At 71.4% G+C, this 17,009-nt stretch carries 17 protein-coding genes; 9 read left to right on the top strand and 8 right to left on the bottom strand.

The genetic code is table 11. The features are described from left to right. Positions 1-16 precede the first annotated feature (16 nt). From tal to ACLF5H_RS20110, 7 genes are all read left to right on the top strand, one after another. The gene (gene tal / locus ACLF5H_RS20140) at positions 17-1,162 is read left to right on the top strand and encodes a transaldolase (RefSeq protein ID WP_421677398.1); all 1,146 of its coding nucleotides are present in this window, start codon (positions 17-19) and stop codon (positions 1,160-1,162) included. Beyond that, complete coding sequence (zwf, locus tag ACLF5H_RS20135; protein WP_421677397.1) at positions 1,159-2,745, top strand: glucose-6-phosphate dehydrogenase; 1,587 nt, start codon at positions 1,159-1,161, stop codon at positions 2,743-2,745. The genes tal and zwf overlap by 4 nt, the downstream gene beginning before the upstream one ends. Next, positions 2,742-3,668 (top strand): glucose-6-phosphate dehydrogenase assembly protein OpcA, encoded by a 927-nt coding sequence (gene opcA / locus ACLF5H_RS20130; protein ID WP_416481730.1) that lies wholly within the window; start codon positions 2,742-2,744, stop codon positions 3,666-3,668. Before zwf ends, opcA begins: the two co-directional genes overlap by 4 nt. A gap of 1 nt (position 3,669) precedes the next feature. Further along, a complete protein-coding gene (gene pgi / locus ACLF5H_RS20125) occupies positions 3,670-5,328 on the top strand; it encodes a glucose-6-phosphate isomerase (RefSeq protein ID WP_421677396.1) in 1,659 nt (552 codons plus the stop codon). Positions 5,329-5,330: 2 nt separating this feature from the next. Further along, positions 5,331-6,209, top strand: a complete 879-nt coding sequence (gnd, locus tag ACLF5H_RS20120) for a phosphogluconate dehydrogenase (NAD(+)-dependent, decarboxylating) (protein WP_421677395.1) — start codon at positions 5,331-5,333, stop codon at positions 6,207-6,209. 2 nt (positions 6,210-6,211) lie between these two features. Next, positions 6,212-6,805 carry a histidine phosphatase family protein gene (locus tag ACLF5H_RS20115; RefSeq protein WP_421677394.1) on the top strand — a complete coding sequence of 198 codons (594 nt, stop codon included), beginning with the start codon at positions 6,212-6,214 and terminating at the stop codon, positions 6,803-6,805. 147 nt (positions 6,806-6,952) lie between these two features. Beyond that, positions 6,953-7,630 (top strand): TetR/AcrR family transcriptional regulator, encoded by a 678-nt coding sequence (locus ACLF5H_RS20110; protein ID WP_421677393.1) that lies wholly within the window; start codon positions 6,953-6,955, stop codon positions 7,628-7,630. Between the two features lie 79 nt (positions 7,631-7,709). On the opposite strand, the gene ACLF5H_RS20105 is transcribed toward ACLF5H_RS20110, so the two are convergent. Continuing rightward, entirely contained in the window at positions 7,710-8,306 is a 597-nt protein-coding gene (locus ACLF5H_RS20105) for a TetR/AcrR family transcriptional regulator (RefSeq protein ID WP_421677392.1), read from the bottom strand. A gap of 83 nt (positions 8,307-8,389) precedes the next feature. On the opposite strand from ACLF5H_RS20105, the gene ACLF5H_RS20100 reads away from it, so the two are divergent. Together ACLF5H_RS20100 and ACLF5H_RS20095 are read left to right on the top strand one after the other, a co-directional pair. Continuing rightward, a complete protein-coding gene (locus ACLF5H_RS20100; RefSeq protein ID WP_421677391.1) occupies positions 8,390-9,322 on the top strand; it encodes an NAD(P)-dependent oxidoreductase in 933 nt (310 codons plus the stop codon). Positions 9,323-9,384: 62 nt separating this feature from the next. After that, complete coding sequence (locus tag ACLF5H_RS20095; RefSeq protein WP_421677390.1) at positions 9,385-9,936, top strand: DinB family protein; 552 nt, start codon at positions 9,385-9,387, stop codon at positions 9,934-9,936. Positions 9,937-9,978: 42 nt separating this feature from the next. On the opposite strand, the gene ACLF5H_RS20090 is transcribed toward ACLF5H_RS20095, so the two are convergent. From ACLF5H_RS20090 to ACLF5H_RS20060, 7 genes are all read right to left on the bottom strand, one after another. Then, on the bottom strand, positions 9,979-10,416 hold the full coding sequence (locus tag ACLF5H_RS20090; RefSeq protein ID WP_421677389.1) for a PPOX class F420-dependent oxidoreductase: 438 nt from the start codon (positions 10,414-10,416) through the stop codon (positions 9,979-9,981). A gap of 153 nt (positions 10,417-10,569) precedes the next feature. Then, positions 10,570-11,280 carry a YcnI family protein gene (locus ACLF5H_RS20085; protein WP_421677388.1) on the bottom strand — a complete coding sequence of 237 codons (711 nt, stop codon included), beginning with the start codon at positions 11,278-11,280 and terminating at the stop codon, positions 10,570-10,572. 44 nt (positions 11,281-11,324) lie between these two features. Next, a complete protein-coding gene (locus ACLF5H_RS20080) occupies positions 11,325-11,906 on the bottom strand; it encodes a hypothetical protein (RefSeq protein ID WP_421677387.1) in 582 nt (193 codons plus the stop codon). 174 nt (positions 11,907-12,080) lie between these two features. After that, entirely contained in the window at positions 12,081-13,481 is a 1,401-nt protein-coding gene (locus ACLF5H_RS20075) for a GH1 family beta-glucosidase (RefSeq protein ID WP_421677386.1), read from the bottom strand. Next, entirely contained in the window at positions 13,478-14,317 is an 840-nt protein-coding gene (locus tag ACLF5H_RS20070; protein WP_421677608.1) for a carbohydrate ABC transporter permease, read from the bottom strand. The genes ACLF5H_RS20075 and ACLF5H_RS20070 overlap by 4 nt, the downstream gene beginning before the upstream one ends. A 7-nt stretch (positions 14,318-14,324) precedes the next feature. Then, positions 14,325-15,314, bottom strand: a complete 990-nt coding sequence (locus tag ACLF5H_RS20065; protein ID WP_421677385.1) for a carbohydrate ABC transporter permease — start codon at positions 15,312-15,314, stop codon at positions 14,325-14,327. A gap of 5 nt (positions 15,315-15,319) precedes the next feature. Continuing rightward, a complete protein-coding gene (locus tag ACLF5H_RS20060) occupies positions 15,320-16,636 on the bottom strand; it encodes an ABC transporter substrate-binding protein (protein WP_421677384.1) in 1,317 nt (438 codons plus the stop codon). Between the last annotated feature and the right edge of the window lie 373 nt (positions 16,637-17,009).

The raw sequence follows: 17,009 nt of genomic DNA, 5'->3' as shown, positions 1-17,009 counted from the left end.
CGACACACAAAGAAAGATGATCACTGTGACCGAAGCAATCGCGACCCCGGGAGCCCTCAAGCGCCTTGCCGACGAGGGTGTGTCCATCTGGCTGGACGACCTGTCGCGGGGGCGGATCACCTCGGGCAGCCTCGCCGACCTGGTGGCGAGCGGCAGCGCCGTCGGTGTCACCACCAACCCGTCGATCTTCCAGGCGGCCATAGGCTCCGGCGAGGGCTACGAGGAGCAGCTCACCGATCTGGCCGTACGCGGCGTGACGGTCGACGAGGCCGTGCGGATGATGACCACCGCCGACGTCCGCGACGCCGCCGACATCCTGGACTCCGTGTACCGGGCGACGAACGGCCGCGACGGCCGGGTCTCCATCGAGGTCGACCCCCGGCTGGCGCATCGCACCGCGGCCACCGTCGCCGAGGCCAAGCAGCTGTTCTGGCTGGTCGACCGCCCCAACGTGATGATCAAGATCCCGGCGACCAAGGCGGGCCTGCCGGCCATCACCGAGGTCGTGGGGCTCGGCATCAGCGTCAATGTGACCCTGATCTTCTCCCTGGAGCGCTACCGCGAGGTCATGGCCGCCTACCTGGCCGGTCTGGAGAAGGCCCGCGAGCGCGGCATCGACCTGTCCACCGTCCACTCGGTGGCGTCGTTCTTCGTCTCCCGGGTGGACTCCGAGATCGACAAGCGGCTGACCGCGCTGGGCACCGACGAGGCCCTCTCGCTCAAGGGCCGCGCGGCCCTCGCCAACGCGCGACTGGCCTACGAGGCGTACGAGGAGGTCTTCGCCTCGGACCGCTGGCTGGCGCTCGCCGGTGACAGGGCGAACAAGCAGCGTCCGCTGTGGGCGTCCACCGGTGTGAAGGATCCCGCGTACAAGGACACCCTGTATGTGGACGACCTCGTCGCGCCGGGCACGGTCAACACCATGCCGGAGGCCACCTTGAACGCCGTCGCCGACCACGGCGAGATCACCGGCGACACGGTGACCGGCGGCTACGCGCAGGCCCGTGCCGACCTCGGCGCGATCGAGCGGCTCGGCATCTCCTACGACGAGGTCGTCCAGCAGCTGGAGGACGAGGGCGTCGCCAAGTTCGAGACGGCCTGGCAGGACCTGCTGGACGCGGTGGCGAAGTCCCTGGAGAGCAAGGGAGTTGACGCGCGATGACCGAAAAAGCGAGCCCTGCCCCGGCGCCGGAGGAGGTGCGGGTGCCCATCGTGCCGGCCGCCGACTGGGTGAATCCGCTGCGGGACACCCGGGACCGCCGCCTCCCGCGCATCGCGGGTCCCTCGGGCCTGGTCATCTTCGGGGTGACCGGTGACCTGTCCCGCAAGAAGCTGATGCCGGCCGTGTACGACCTGGCCAACCGCGGTCTGCTGCCGCCGGGCTTCTCCCTGGTGGGCTTCGCCCGCCGCGAGTGGGAGGACCAGGACTTCGCGCAGGTCGTCCACGACTCGGTGCGCGAGCACTCGCGCACCCCGTTCCGCGAGGAGGTGTGGCAGCAGCTCGCCGAGGGCATGCGCTTCATCCCCGGCGACTTCGACGACGACACCGCGTTCAAGCAGCTCAAGGACGCCGTGGAGGAGCTGGACGCCTCCCGCGGCACCGGCGGCAACTTCGCGTTCTACCTCTCGGTGCCGCCGAAGTTCTTCCCGAAGGTCGTGCAGCAGCTGAAGAAGCACGGCCTGGCGAGCCCGCCCGAGGGCTCCTGGCGGCGCGCGGTCATCGAGAAGCCATTCGGCCACGACCTGGCCAGCGCCCGTGAGCTGAACGCGCTGGTGCACGACGTGTTCGAGCCGGACCAGGTGTTCCGCATCGACCACTACCTGGGCAAGGAGACGGTCCAGAACATCCTGGCGCTGCGCTTCGCCAACCAGATGTACGAGCCGATCTGGAACCGCAGTTACGTCGACCACGTCCAGATCACGATGGCCGAGGACATCGGCATCGGCGGCCGGGCCGGCTACTACGACGGCATCGGCGCGGCCCGTGACGTCATCCAGAACCACCTGCTCCAGCTGATGGCGCTCACCGCCATGGAGGAGCCCATCGCGTTCGACGCGGAGGCGCTGCTCACCGAGAAGCTGAAGGTGCTCAAGTCGGTCCGGCTCCCCGACGACCTGGGTGACCACACCGTGCGGGCGCAGTACGCGGCCGGCTGGCAGGGCGGCGAGAAGGTCGTCGGCTACCTCGAGGAGGACGGTATCGACGCGGCGTCGAAGACCGACACCTTCGCCGCGATCAAGATCGGCATCGACAACCGCCGCTGGGCGGGCGTCCCGTTCTATCTGCGCACCGGCAAGCGGCTCGGGCGCCGGGTGACGGAGATCGCGGTGGTCTTCAAGCGGGCCCCGCACTCCCCGTTCGACTCCACCGCCACCGAGGAGCTGGGCCAGAACGCGATCGTGATCCGCGTCCAGCCGGACGAGGGCATGACGGTCCGCTTCGGTTCCAAGGTGCCGGGTACCTCGATGGAGATCCGGGACGTGTCCATGGACTTCGCCTACGGCGAGTCGTTCACGGAGTCCAGCCCGGAGGCGTACGAGCGGCTCATCCTGGACGTGCTCCTGGGCGACGCCAACCTGTTCCCGCGTCACCAGGAAGTGGAAGAGTCCTGGAAGATCCTCGACCCGATCGAGCAGTACTGGGCGGCGCACGGCCGGCCGGCACAGTACGCGTCGGGCAGCTGGGGACCGCGGGAAGCCGACGAGATGCTCGCACGAGACGGACGGAGCTGGCGCAGGCCATGAAGATCGACCTGACCGACACCACGGCAAGCAAGATCAACAAGGCGCTGGTGCAGGGCCGCCGAGCGATCGGCACCCCGGCCGTGGGCATGGTCCTGACGATGGTCATCGTCACGGACGAGGAGAACGCCTACGACTCGATGCGGGCCGCCGAGGAGGCCTCGCACGAGCACCCCTCGCGCACCCTGGTCGTCATCAAGCGGCACGCCCGCACCCTGCGCGACCGCACCCACTCGCGCCTGGACGCCGAGGTCCGGGTCGGCTCGGAGGCCGGCACCGGCGAGACGGTGGTGCTGCGCACCTACGGCGAGGTCTCCGACCACGCCGACTCGGTGGTGCTGCCGCTGCTGCTGCCGGACGCCCCGGTCGTCGTGTGGTGGCCGGTGGACGCGCCCGACACGCCGTCCAAGGACCCGCTCGGCGCGCTCGCGCAGCGCAGGATCACCGATCTGTACGCGGTGGAGCGGCCGATGGAGGTCCTGCAGGCCCGCGCCCGCACCTACGCGCCCGGCGACACCGACCTCGCCTGGACCCGGCTGACGCTGTGGCGCTCGATGCTGGCCGCCGCGCTCGACCAGGCGCGGGCGAAGGTGACGTCGGCGGCCGTGGAGGCCGAGGCGGACAACCCGAGCGCCGAGCTGCTGGCCCGCTGGCTGGAGGCACGGCTCGGGGTGAGCGTGGACCGCGTGGTCACCGAGGGTCCGGTGGTCACCGCCGTACGGCTGGGCACCCGCGACGGCGAGATCGTCGTGGACCGCCCCGAGGGCCCGCTCGCGACGCTCACCCTGCCGGGTCAGCCGCCGCGCACCCTCGCCCTGAAGGTCCGACCCACCTCCGAACTCATCGCCGAGGAGCTGCGCCGCCTCGACGCCGACGAGATGTACGCCATCGCCCTGCGGGGCGAGGCCGCCAAGGAGAACGCCTGAGATGGCCGACGCCCACTATCCGAATCTGATCCACCGGCCCGAGTGGACGGCGCTCGCCGACCACCGCGCCGAGAGGCCGCTGCACCTGCGCGAGCTGTTCGCGTCGGACCCGGGCCGCGCCGAGCGGTACGTGGTCCGGGTCGGTGATCTGCACATCGACTACAGCAAGCAGCTGATCACCGACGAGACCCTGGCCCTGCTCCAGGAACTCGCCACCGCCACCGATGTGTTCGGGCTGCGGGACGCGATGTTCCGCGGCGAGCGGATCAACATCACCGAGGACCGGGCGGTGCTGCACACCGCGCTGCGCGCGCCCCGGGACGCGGTGATCGAGGTCGACGGCGAGAACGTGGTGCCCAAGGTGCACGCCGTCCTCGACAAGATGAGCGACTTCGCGGAGCGGGTGCGCTCCGGTGCCTGGACCGGTCACACCGGCCGGCGGATCCGCAATGTCGTCAACATCGGCATCGGCGGCTCCGACCTCGGGCCCGCGATGGCCTACGAGGCGCTGCGCAGCTTCGCCGACCGCGATCTGACCGTTCGCTTCGTGTCGAACGTGGACGGCGCGGACCTGCACGAGGCGACGCGCGATCTGGACCCGGCCGAAACCCTGTTCATCGTCGCCTCCAAGACGTTCACGACGATCGAGACGATCACCAACGCGACGTCCGCGCGTTCGTGGCTGCTCGAAGCGTTCGATGGGGACGAGAAGGCCGTAGCGAAGCATTTCGTGGCGCTTTCGACCAACTCGGGCAAGGTGACCGAGTTCGGCATCGACCCGGACAACATGTTCGAGTTCTGGGACTGGGTCGGCGGCCGCTACTCCTACGACTCCGCCATCGGCCTCTCCCTGATGATCGCCATCGGCCCGGACCGCTTCCGGGAGATGCTGGACGGCTTCCACCTGGTCGACGAGCACTTCCGCACCGCGCCCGCCGAGGCCAACGCCCCGCTGCTGCTGGGCCTGCTGGGCATCTGGTACGGCAACTTCCACGACGCCCAGTCGCACGCCGTACTGCCGTACAGCCACTACCTGTCCAAGTTCACCGCGTACCTCCAGCAGCTGGACATGGAGTCCAACGGCAAGTCGGTGGACCGGCACGGGCGCCGGGTGGAGTGGCAGACGGGTCCCGTGGTGTGGGGCACGCCCGGCACCAACGGGCAGCACGCGTACTACCAGTTGATCCACCAGGGCACCAAGCTGATCCCCGCCGACTTCATCGGCTTCGCCCGCCCGGTCGGCGAGCTGAGCGCCGAACTGAAGGCGCAGCACGACCTGTTGATGGCCAACTTCTTCGCCCAGACCCAGGCGCTGGCCTTCGGCAAGAGCGCCGAGGAGGTCCGTGCGGAGGGCGTGCCCGAGGAGCAGGTGGCGCACCGCACCTTCCAGGGCGACCACCCGACCACCACCATCCTGGCGGCCGAGCTGACCCCGTCCGTGCTGGGCCAGCTGATCGCACTGTACGAGCACAAGGTGTTCGTACAGGGCGCGGTGTGGGACATCGACTCCTTCGACCAGTGGGGCGTGGAGCTGGGCAAGGTCCTCGCCAAGCGCGTCGAACCCGCCCTCACCGAGGGGGCAGAGGTGCCCGGCCTCGACCCCTCCACCACGGCCCTCGTCGCCGCCTACCGCACTCTCAAGAACGCATCGGAGAACTGATCATGCAGCTCGGTCTCATCGGTCTCGGCAAGATGGGCGGCAATATGCGCGAGCGCATCCGCCGCGCCGGCCACACCGTCATCGGCTACGACCGCAACCCTGAGGTCTCCGACGTCAAGAGCCTCGCCGAACTGGTCGAGAAGCTGGACGCGCCCCGCCATGTGTGGGTGATGGTCCCGGCCGGCACGGCCACCCAGACCGTCGTGGACGAGCTGGGCGACCTGCTGGAGCCCGGCGACACGGTGATCGACGGCGGCAACTCCCGCTGGACGGACGACGAGAAGCACGCCGCGGCGCTCGCCATCAAGGGCATCGGCTTCGTGGACGCGGGCGTCTCCGGCGGTGTGTGGGGCCTGGAGAACGGCTACGCGCTCATGGTCGGCGGCGAGAAGGAGAACGTGGACGCCCTCCAGCCGATCTTCGACGCGCTCAAGCCGGAGGGCCCCTACGGCTATGTGCACGCGGGCCGGGTCGGCGCCGGGCACTTCTCCAAGATGGTCCACAACGGCATCGAGTACGCCATGATGCAGGCGTACGCCGAGGGCTGGGAGCTGCTGGAGAAGGTGCACTCGGTGGAGAACGTCCGCGAGGTGTTCCGCTCCTGGCAGGAGGGCACCGTCATCCGCTCCTGGCTGCTCGACCTCGCGGTCAACGCGCTGGACGACGACGAGCACCTGGAGAAGCTGCGCGGCTTCGCGGAGGACTCCGGCGAGGGCCGCTGGACCGTCGAGGCGGCCATCGACAACGCGGTGCCGCTCCCGGCGATCACCGCCTCGCTGTTCGCCCGGTTCGCGTCCCGGCAGGACGACTCGCCGCAGATGAAGATGATCGCGGCGCTGCGCAACCAGTTCGGCGGCCACGCGGTCGAGAAGAAGGGCTGACCGTGGCGGACCTTCTGCTGGTCCGCCACGGGGAGACGGAGTGGAGCAGGTCGGGGCAGCACACCAGCTACACCGACCTGCCCCTCACCGACCACGGCGAGGAACAGGCCAAGTCCCTCGCCCCGCTCCTGTCCGGCCGGACCCACGCCCTCGTGCTCAGCAGCCCGCTCGGCCGCGCCCTGCGCACCGCCGCGCTCGCGGGCCTGACCGGGGTCGAGCCCGAACCCGCGCTGCACGAATGGGACTACGGCGGCTACGAGGGCATCACCACCGCCGAGATCCACCGCACCCGCCCCGACTGGGACCTGTGGACCGACGGGGTGGCGCCGGGGCCCGAGGGGCATCCCGGTGAGACACCGGCCGAGGTCGGCGCCCGCGCCGACCGGGTGCTGGCCCGGGTGGCCGACGCGCTCGCCGCGGACGGACCCGACGTGGTGCTCGTCGCCCACGCCCATTTCCTGCGGGTCCTGACGGCCCGTCGGCTGGGCCTCCCGCCCGCCGAGGGCCGGTTGTTCCAGCTGGCCACCGGCACCGTCAGCCGGCTGTCCACCGAGCACGGGCACCCGGTGATCGCCGAGTGGAACCGGCAGCCGTAGCGGGCGTCGATCGCGGCTTTCCCCGTCCGTGGCCCGGAGCACCTCGGGTGCTCCGGGCCACGGCGCCCGTACTGTCATGTTCGCGTCCTAGAATCGACGGCACCGAGCACGCCACCGAGGCGGCCCGAGGCCCGAAGGAACCACTCGATGACCAGCGTCGATGAGCCGACACGACCCGACGGGCGGGTGCGCGACGCCGCCCGCACCAAGGCCGAGATCCTCGACATGGCCACCCGGGAGTTCGCGCGGGCCGGGTACGAGGGCGCCCGCGTCGAGGAGATAGCCGCCCGCACCCGCACCACCAAGCGGATGATCTACTACTACTTCGGCGGCAAGGAGCAGTTGTTCACGGCCGTCCTCGAACGGGCCTACGGCGCGCTGCGCGAGGCCGAGCGGCGGCTGGACGTCGCCCACCTGGACCCGGTCGAGGCGATCCGGCGGCTGGCCGGGCTGATCTTCGACCATCATGAGCGACACCCCGACTACATCCGCCTGCTGAGCATCGAGAACCTCCAGTGCGCCGAGGACTCCGCGCCCTCGGGGCGGCTCGACGCGATCGGCTCCCCGGCGCTGGACGTGCTGCGCGAGATCCTCGCCGCCGGGCGGGAGTCGGGGGTGTTCAGGCCGGACGTGGACGCGGTCGACCTGCACGCGGTGATCAGCTCGTTCTGCTTCTTCCGCGCCGTCAACCGGCGGGCGTTCGGCGCCCTGTTCGGCCGCGATCTGGTGGACCCGGACCGCCGGGAGCACTACCGGGTGATGCTCGGGGACATGGTGATCGGGTACCTGACGACCGAGGGGGCGGGCACGGCCGGTCTCCGCTGACCGCCCGGCCGCTCTCCGCTGACCAACCGGCCGTCGCCGATCGGCCGTCACCGCCCGGCGGAGGCTGCGCGGGCCGGGTCTACGCGGGGCGGGTCGCGGCCGCGTCGAGCAGCGGGCCGAGTTCGCGCACCACCGTCGTCAGGGGCCGTACGTCCCGCTCGGCCCGTGCCATCAGGATCGCGCCCTCCAGGGTGCTGATCATCAAGGTGGCCAGGTCCGCGGACCGGTCGGCGGGTACGCCCAGGGCGGTGAGGGCCTCGGCGAGCGGGGTCCGCCAGATGGTGAACGCGGCGGCCACGGCGGCGCGGATGACGTCGTCGGAGGCGGCGCGGTCGACGGTGGCGGCGGCGACCGGGCAGCCCGCGCCGAAGCCGTCCCGGTCGTACTCCTCGGTCCACTGCGCGGCCATCGCCGCGAACAGCGCGCTGGGCGTCGGCTCGGGCAGCCGCTCGACGAAGCGCCCGATGCGCTTGCCCGCGTACCGTCCGGCCCAGGCGACGGCCTCGCCGACCAGCTGTTCCTTGCCGCCCGGGAAGTAGTGCTGGAGGGAGCCGCGCGGGGCGCCCGCGTGCGCGGCGACCTCGCGCATGCCCGTCGCGTTCACCCCGTCGCGCCGGATGAGCTGGGCCGCGCTGAACACCATCCGCTCGCGCGGGCCGTGCTGCCGCTCGCTCATGTCCTGCCTCCGTCTCTCCCCCCGGACCACTCTATGACCGCCGTCATAACGTTCGCTACTATGACCGCTGTCATAGTCGGCCCGTGGAGCGAAGGGCGGCCCCCGTGCGCGTCGGATTCATCGGTCTCGGAGTGATGGGCGGGCCCATGGCCCTGCGCCTGGCCGCGGCCGGCACTCCCCTGGTGGTGTGGAACCGCACCCCGCACCGCGCCGAGCCGCTGCGGGCGGCCGGTGCCGAGGTCGCCGGGGACGCCGGGGAGGTGTTCGCGCGGGCCGAGGTGGTGCTGCTGATGCTCGCCGACGAGCCGGCCGTCGACGCGGTCCTCGGCCGCGGCACCCCGGAACTGGCCGCGCGGGTCGCGGGGCGAACCGTCGTCCACATGGGCACGACCTCGCCCGCGTACTCGGCCGCCCTGGAGACGGACATCCACGCCGCCGGTGGCCGTTACGTCGAGGCGCCGGTGTCCGGGTCCCGAGTGCCCGCGGAAACGGGGCAGTTGGTGGCCATGCTCGCGGGCGAGCAGGCCGCCGTGGAGACGGTGGCGCCGCTGCTCGCGCCGATGTGCCGGCAGACGTTCGCGTGCGGTGCGGCGCCGGGCGCGCTGCTGATGAAGCTCTCGGTCAACCTGTTCCTGATCACCCTGGTGACCGGGCTGACCGAGGCCTTCCACTTCGCCGAACGGCAGGGCCTGGACCCCAGCCTGTTCCTGGACGTCCTCGACGCGGGCCCGATGGCCAGCCCGGTCTCCCGGATGAAGGCGCCCAAGCTGCGCGAGCGGGACTTCGCGGTGCAGGCCGCCGCGCTGGACGTCCTGAAGAACAACCGCCTCGTCGCCGAGGCCGCCCGCGGCGCCCGTCTGGCGTCCCCGCTGCTCGACGTCTGCCACACCCTCTTCGAGGAGACGGTGAGCCAGGGGCACGGCGGCGAGGACATGGTCGCCGTCCTGCGGGCGATCGAGGCACGGACCCGGAGCGCGGCCCGGGGCCCGTCCGGCGGATCTCGCGGCTCCGAGTGAGCGGTTCGCCGCGCTTCACCCGTCGGCCGGACGGTCAGTCCCGTTCGCTAGAGTCTCCGGCCATGACCGAGAGCAGAACCGAAGCCTGGCCAGAACCTCCGCTCGCCGGTACCGAGGCGGCGGCCGTCCTCGGCGCCCTCGAACGGCAGCGGGCCACCGTTGCCTGGAAGTGCTCCGGCCTTGACGCCTCCGGCCTGCGTGCCACACTCGGCACGTCCGGCATCACTCTGGGCGGCCTCCTCAAGCACCTGGCGCACGTGGAAGACAGTCACTTCGCCCGGCTGTGGCTCGGCTCCCCCGTCGGCGCGCCCTGGGACAGCGTCGACTGGGACAGCACCCCCGACTGGGACTACCGCTCCGCCGCGGAGGACTCCCCCGAGCAACTGCGCGCGCTCTGGCAGGAATCGGTGGCCCGCTCCCGTGCCCTCGTCGACGAGGCGCTCCGCACGGGCGGGCTGGACCGGCTCGGCGCCTGCACCACCCGGAGCGGCGAACGCCCCAACCTCCGCCGCATCCTCCTCGACCTCATCGAGGAGTACGCCCGCCACGCCGGTCACGCCGACCTCATCCGTGAATCCGTCGACGGGCTCACGGGCGAGGACCCGCCGCGATGAGCCCGAGGGTCGAACGATCCGCCGGACAGTTCCTGGCCCGGGTCAGCGCTCGGGGATGCCGTACACCCGTGCGACATGCAGCCGGACGACCAGTCGGCGGTCGCGGACCATCGCGGCGCGGTACTCGTCCCAGTCCGGATGCTCGCCGCTGACCGCGCGATAGAGCCGGATCAGCTCCTCCACGGTCTCGTCCTGGGGGTCCTCGGCGACCGGGGACAGCTCGGCCATGCCCTCGGCGACGGCGTACGCCCAGCGGTCGCCGCTGGTGACGTGGTACGAGGCGCGGGGGTCGCGGCGCAGATTGCGGGTCTTGGCGCGGTCGTCGGTGACGGAGATCCTGATGATCCGCTCGTCCGGGTCGAAGGCGTGGCTGACATTGGACAGCTGGGGCCGGCCGTCGCGGCGAAGGGTGACCAGCACGCCGCCGTGTCCTGCGGAGAGCAGTGGGAGGAGCGCGTCCTGCGTGGAGTCCTGAGTCATGAAGAGATCAACCGCGGGTGGCAGGGGCCGCATTCCCGGCGGCGCGCCGCACCGCCCGGACGCCGCCACCCCTTGACCGCGTTCCCGCACGTTGACCGCGCTCCCGCACGCCGGTGGGCCGCGCGGATGTGCGCGGCCCACCGGCGTCCGTCGCTACGACCGCGCCGAGGACCGGCCGCGCAGGAGGGCGAACGCGGCCGTGGCGAGGCCCAGGACGCCGATCACCAGCCCGGCGACGCCGAGTTCGCGGGCGGTGGAGTCGCTCGCCTTGGCCGTGGTCGCGGCGGCCGCCTTGGCGGGGGCGGCGGCGGGCGAGGCGTCGTCCGCGGTGAGCTTCAGGGCGGGGGCCGGGTTGTCCGGCTCGTCGTCGCCCGAGGCCGGCTGCTCGATCCAGCGGACGACCTTGCCGTCCGAGTAGGTCTGCAGCGTCTTGAACACCAACTGGTCGGTGTCCTCGGGGAGTTCACCGAAGGCGACGTTGAAGTCCTCGTACTGCCCCGGTTCGATCTTCCCTCCGGAGAAGGTGATCTCGGAGGCGGCCTCGGTGATGGTGCCGTCGTCGGTCTTGACCGGCGTCTTCAGCTTGGTGGTGGTCACCTTGGCGCTCCAGCCGTCCCCCGGGTGGACCAGGACGCCGAGGACGGGGTGGTCGGTGGGCAGGAAGACCTGGACCTTGCTGGTGTAGGCGTGGTCCTCCTCGTTGGGCACGCGGAAGGTCAGCACGCCGTCGGTGGCGCCCTTGGCGTAGCTCTCCGGGTGGACGGTGACGTGCGCGGACGCGGCACCGGCGGCCAGCAGGACCGAGGCGGCCGTGAGGGCGGTGACGGCGCCGGCGCGGCGCAGGGTGGTGCGTGATGCGGACATGGTGAGTCGATCTCCGTACGGTGACGAGTGACAGGGGTCAGGGGTCAGAGCGGGTACGGGATCGGGGCGGGCGGCCCGCGCCGGGTGACCGCGTGCCGCAGCGGGGCCCGGCGGGGCGGGACGTCGACGGACCGGTCGCGCGGGACCGGCTCGGCGGTGGCGGGCCGCCACCGGGTGCACAGGGCGGGGACCAGCGCGGCGGTGCGCCGCAGCAGCGACCACAGCGCGGCCTCGCCCCGCCGCAGCCACCAGGAGGCGGCGAGGGCGGCGAGGAGGTGGGCGGCCGTGGCATGGGCCATGGTGTGCGCGGCCGTCGCGTGCGCGGCGGGTCCGGCCATACCGGGCATGTCGGCCATGCGGGTCGTATCGGAGCGGCTGTGGGCGGCGTCGAAGCCGAGGTGCAGCCCCGCCTGGGTGAGCAGCATCACCGCGCCGATGCCCGGCCCCGACCGCTCCCGTGCGCCCAGCGCCCAGCCGAGCGCGAAGACCGCGAGGAAACCGGCGCCGTCGCAGCGCGGCGAGGGCAGCTGTCCCATGGCCAGCCCGTGGCCCGCGGCGGCGAGCAGCACGCACACCGCGGCGAACACCGCGGCCCGCAGGCCTCTCACCGCCGGGGATGCGCTCACAGTGGGCGATCCTCCCACGGCGGGGAGGGGCGCGCGCAGTGCCCGTGGCGTTCGGCCGACACGGGCACGAGCCGACACGGGCAGGAGGGGACGCCCGCCCGCGCCGGTACGGCGGGACGCGTCGGCCGGTTCCGCGCCGGGCACCGGTCGGGGGCGGGCGCCCGGCGGTCCGGGTCAGGCGGCGCTGCGGCCCCGCTCCCGGTGCGCGCGCACGATCTCCGCGTACCGGTGCCCGCTGCCCTTGACGGTGCGGGCCTGGGTCCGGTAGTCGACGTGGACCAGGCCGAAGCGCTTGTCGTAGCCGTACGCCCATTCGAAGTTGTCCAGCAGGGACCAGGCGAAGTAGCCGGCCAGCGGGGCGCCCCGGCGGGCGGCGGAGGCGCAGGCGGCCAGGTGGGCCTCCAGGTAGTCCTGGCGTTCGGGGTCGTGGACGGTGCCGTCGGGGCGGACCGTGTCGGGGAAGGCGGAGCCGTTCTCGGTGACGTAGAGGGTGCGGGCGCCGTACTCCTCGGTGAGCCGGAGCAGCAGGGTCTCGATGCCGCCGGCGTCGATCTCCCAGTCCATGCCGGTGCGCGGGACGCCCTCGCGGCGGACGGTGCGAGCGTAGGGCGCGGGGCCCTCGGGGTCGTCGACGACATGGGCCGGGAAGTAGTAGTTCAGGCCCAGCCAGTCCAGGGGCGCGGCGATCGTCTTCAAGTCTCCGTCCTTGAGCGGGAGTTCGACGCCGTACGTCTCGGTCATGTCGGCCGGGAAGCCGCGGCCGTGCACGGGGTCGAGCCACCAGCGGTTGACATGGCCGTCGTGCCGGTGGGCGGCCGCGATGTCCTCGGGGCGGTCGGTGGCCGGGTGCACGGTGGAGAGGTTGTTGACGATGCCGATCCGGGCGTCCGGGACGGCGGCGCGGACGGCCTCGGTGGCGAGGCCGTGGCCGAGGAGCAGATGGCAGGAGGCGCGGACCGCGGCGGTCAGATCGGTGTGGCCGGGGGCCATCGTGCCCTCGAGGTGGCCGATCCAGGCCGAGCAGGACGGCTCGTTGAGCGTCGTCCAGAGCGTGACGCGGTCGCCGAGGCGCCGGGCCACGGCGTCGGCGTAGGCGGCGAACGCGTGGGCGGTGTCCCGCTCCGGCCAGCCGCCGCGGTCCTGGAGCGACTGCGGCAGGTCCCAGTGGTAGAGGGTGACGGACGGGGTGATGCCCGCCGCGAGCAGGTCGTCCACCAGGGCGTCGTAGAAGGCGAGGCCCTTGGGGTTCACGGGGCCGGTGCCGCCGGGGACGACGCGCGGCCAGGCGACGGAGAGGCGGTAGGCGTTGAGGCCGAGGCGGCGCATCAGGGCGATGTCCTCGCCCCTGCGGTGGTAGTGGTCGCAGGCGATGTCGCCGTTGTCGTCGCCCGCGATCTTCCCCGGGGTGTGCGAGAAGGTGTCCCAGATGGAGGGGGTCCGGCCGTCCTCGGCGACGGCTCCCTCGATCTGGTAGGCCGAGGTGGCCGTGCCCCACAGGAAGCCGTCCGGGAGTGCGGCGAGGTCGATGCGTTCGGACACGGAAGTCCCTTCGGAATGCGGTGTGTTGCCGGTCATTTGACGGCCCCCGCCGTCAGCCCGGCCACGAGATAGCGCTGGAGCAGCAGGAATCCGGCCACCACGGGGACGCTGACGACCAGCGAGGCGGCCATGATCTGGTTCCAGTAGACGTCGTTGAGGGTGGAGTAGCCCTGGAGGCCGACGGCGAGGGTGCGGGTGGTGTCGTTCGTCATCACCGACGCGAACAGCACCTCGCCCCACGCGGTCATGAACGCGTAGACGGCGACGGCGACGATGCCGGGGATCGCCGCCGGTACGACGATCCGGAACAGCGCGCCGAGCGGCCCGCAGCCGTCGACCAGCGCCGCCTCGTCCAGGTCGCGCGGCACCGAGTCGAGGTATCCGGTCAGCATCCAGATGGAGAACGGCAGGGAGAAGGTGAGGTAGGTGAGGATCAGGCCGGCGCGGGAGCCGAACAGGGCGATGCCGGTGGCGTTGCCGATGTTGACGTAGAGGAGGAAGAGCGGGAGCAGGAAGAGGATGCCGGGGAACATCTGCGTGGACAGCACGGTGACCGTGAAGACGCGCTTGCCCCGGAAGTCGTAGCGGCTGACCGCGTAGGCGGCGAACACCGCGACGACGACGGACAGTACGGTCGCCGAGCCCGCCACGATCAGCGAGTTCACGAAGTAGCGGGCGAGCGGCACCGTGGACCACATGTCGATGTACGGGCGGATCGTCAGCCCGCTCGGCACCCAGCGGAACTTCCCCGAGACGTCCGCGAGCGGCTTCAGCGAGCTGGAGAGCATCACGTACACCGGGAGCAGTACGAAGCCGGTGAGCAGGGTGAGGAAGACGCGCCGGGCCCAGCGGAACGAACGCGGCGGTGCCAGCGGCGAGTCAGACATCGGTGCTCCTCCGCTCCCGCGAGGTCGCCAGCAGATAGCCGCCCGTCACCACGAGCAGGAAGAGCAGCAGCAGGACGGACATGGCGGAGCCGGTGCCGAAGTTCCAGGTGACGAAGGAGGCTTGGTAGATGTGCACGGAGACGAGGTCGGCGGCCGCAGGCGCGGACCTGCCGAACAGCACGTAGGGCGTGTTGAAGTCGTTGAACGTCCAGAGGAACAGCACCAGGACCAGTACCTGGTTGACCGGGCGCAGGGACGGCAGGGTGATGCGGCGGATCCGCTGCCACATGCCGGCGCCGTCCAGCGCGGCCGCCTCGTACAACTCGCCCGGGATGTTCTGGAGTCCGGCCGTCACCACGAGGAAGGCGAACGGCCAGCCCTTCCACACCGAGACGGTCAGCAGGGCGTAGAAGCTGTTGTCGCCGATGAGCCAGAAGGCGGGCTGGGCGCCGAGGTGCAGCTGGTCGTGCAGGACGTGGTTCACCAGGCCGTTGTCGTGCTGGAACATGAACACCCAGGTGATGACGGCCGCGTAGACGGGCAGCGCGTACGGCACCAGGAACAGGGCGCGCAGCAGGCCCCGGCCGCGGAAGGTGTCCTGGAGGAAGAGGGCGGCGGCGGTGCCGATCAGCCAGCACAGGGCGACGGACAGCAGCGTGAAGCCGACGGTGACGAGGAAGGAGTGCAGCAGGGCCGCGCCGACGGGGGCGTGGAAGTCCACCGACAGCCGGTAGTTGCCGAGGCCGGACCAGGGGGCGGTGCCCCAGTCGCGGATGTAGAACTGGGTGAGTTCCTTGAAGCTCATCACGATGCCGATGACCATCGGCACGAGGTGGACGAGGAGTTCGAGGACGAGGGCGGGCAGGAGCAGCAGGTACGGCAGCCCGGCGCGGCGGAACCTCCCGGGCCGGCGGCGGGCCGAGGACGCCGCCGTCCCGGGAGGAGACTTCGCCACCGACTCCTCAAGGGTGTGGGTGGTCATGGCCGTTACGCCGCCGGCATCTGCTGCTGGGCCTTCTGGAGCGCGGCCCTGACCGAGGCGGTGGTCACGGCGCGCCCGGCGGCGGCGTCGGCGAACAGGTCCTTGACGGCGGTGCCGACCGTCGTCTCGAACTGCGATTCGGTGGGCACCTGCGGCAGGGCGGCGGCGCTGGTGGCGAGGGTGTTCTTCAGGACCGTGTTGGCGGGGGTGTTGAACGCGGGGTCGTTCTGCGCCGAGGTGACCGCCGGGATGGAGCTGTAGGCCTTGTTGAGGATCTTCTGCTCGTCGTCGGAGGTCATGAACTTCACGAACTTCGTCGCCCCGTCGAGGTTGTGGGTGTTGCGGAAGACCGCGATGTTGATCCCGGCGGCCATCGAGTTGATCTGGGTGCCGGGGCCGGGGGTGCCGGAGCGCACCGGCACGGGCGCGACGCCGTACTGGCTGTCCTTCATGCCCTGGGAGGCGAGGTTGGCGGAGGCCGACTGCCACAGCAGCATGGCCTGGTGGCCCTTGGCGAAGTCGCTGACGGACTGGTTCTGCGCGTACTCGGCGTCCCCGGTCGGGATGACCTGGTCCTTCGCCATCAGATCGACGTAGGCCTGGACCGCGTCGACGACCTTGGGGTCGGTGAAGTTCGGCTTGCCGTCGGCGGTGAAGAAGTCGGCGCCGCGCTGCTTGGCGAAGACGAAGATGTGGTGGATGTTCTCCGAGACGTTGGCGCCCTCGGCGCCGAGCGGGGCGATGCCCTTCGCCTTGATCTTCTTGCCGTCTGCCGTCAACTCGTCCCAGGTGGTGGGCGGATGGGAGATCCCGGCGTCGGCGAAGATCTTCTTGTTGTAGTAGAGCGCGTACGCCAGCGCGTACAGCGGTACGGCCGCCGGGTCCTTGCCCTGGACGCCGGTGGAGGCGAGCGCGGAGGGCACGAACCGGCTCTTGCCGCCGATCTTGTCGAAGTTCTCGGCGCTCCAGGGCAGCAGCGCGCCGCTCGCCTGGAGGGAGGCGCTCCAGGAGTTGCCGATGTTCAGCACGTCGGGGCCCTGGCCGGAGGTGGTCGCGGTCAGGATCCGGTTGAGCAGGTCGGGCCAGGGCACGACCTCCAGCTTCACCTTGATGCCCGTCTGCTTCTGGAACTTGTCGAGTTCGGGCTGGAGGACCTGCTTGTCGACGGCGACGCTGGCGCCCTGGTTGGAGGCCCAGTAGGTCAGCGTCTTCGGCGCGTCGTTGGACCCGCCCCCCGTGGACGAACCGCCTCCACAGGCCGTCGCCGTGAGGGCGAGAGAGAGGGTGACGGCGCCGACGGCCGCGGCTCGGATGCTGCGCATGTCTCCAGGTGTCCCTTCCGGGCGTCGAGAACCTTCGGGATCGCGCCCCGGGAGCGGCCTGCGCGACCGTTCCCCTCCGAAGACCCTCACGTCTTAATTTAGGACGTGAGTTAATCGGCGCGGACGCGCGCCGTCAAGGGATCCGGCAGAGGTTCCTCATGTTCACGCGCGTTCAGGACCGTCGGCCACGCAGGGCGGGGACCGTTAAGGGGACCGTTAAGCCGGGCAGGGGCACCGGGCCCGGTCGGCTTCGGCTGAGGCAGGGGCCGGTGCCCGCGCGCCGCTCACCGGCGACCCGCCGCTCGCCCGCTTCCGCCGCCGCCAACCGCCGTACGACGTCGCGGAATTCCGGGCCCCGGGGCAGCTCCACCGG

This window comes from Streptomyces sp. LaBMicrA B280 (assembly GCF_049222185.1).
GTDB lineage: Bacteria > Actinomycetota > Actinomycetes > Streptomycetales > Streptomycetaceae > Streptomyces > Streptomyces murinus.
The sequence above is the reverse complement of the archived record's forward strand: the minus strand, read 5'-3'. Positions and strand labels throughout refer to the sequence as shown.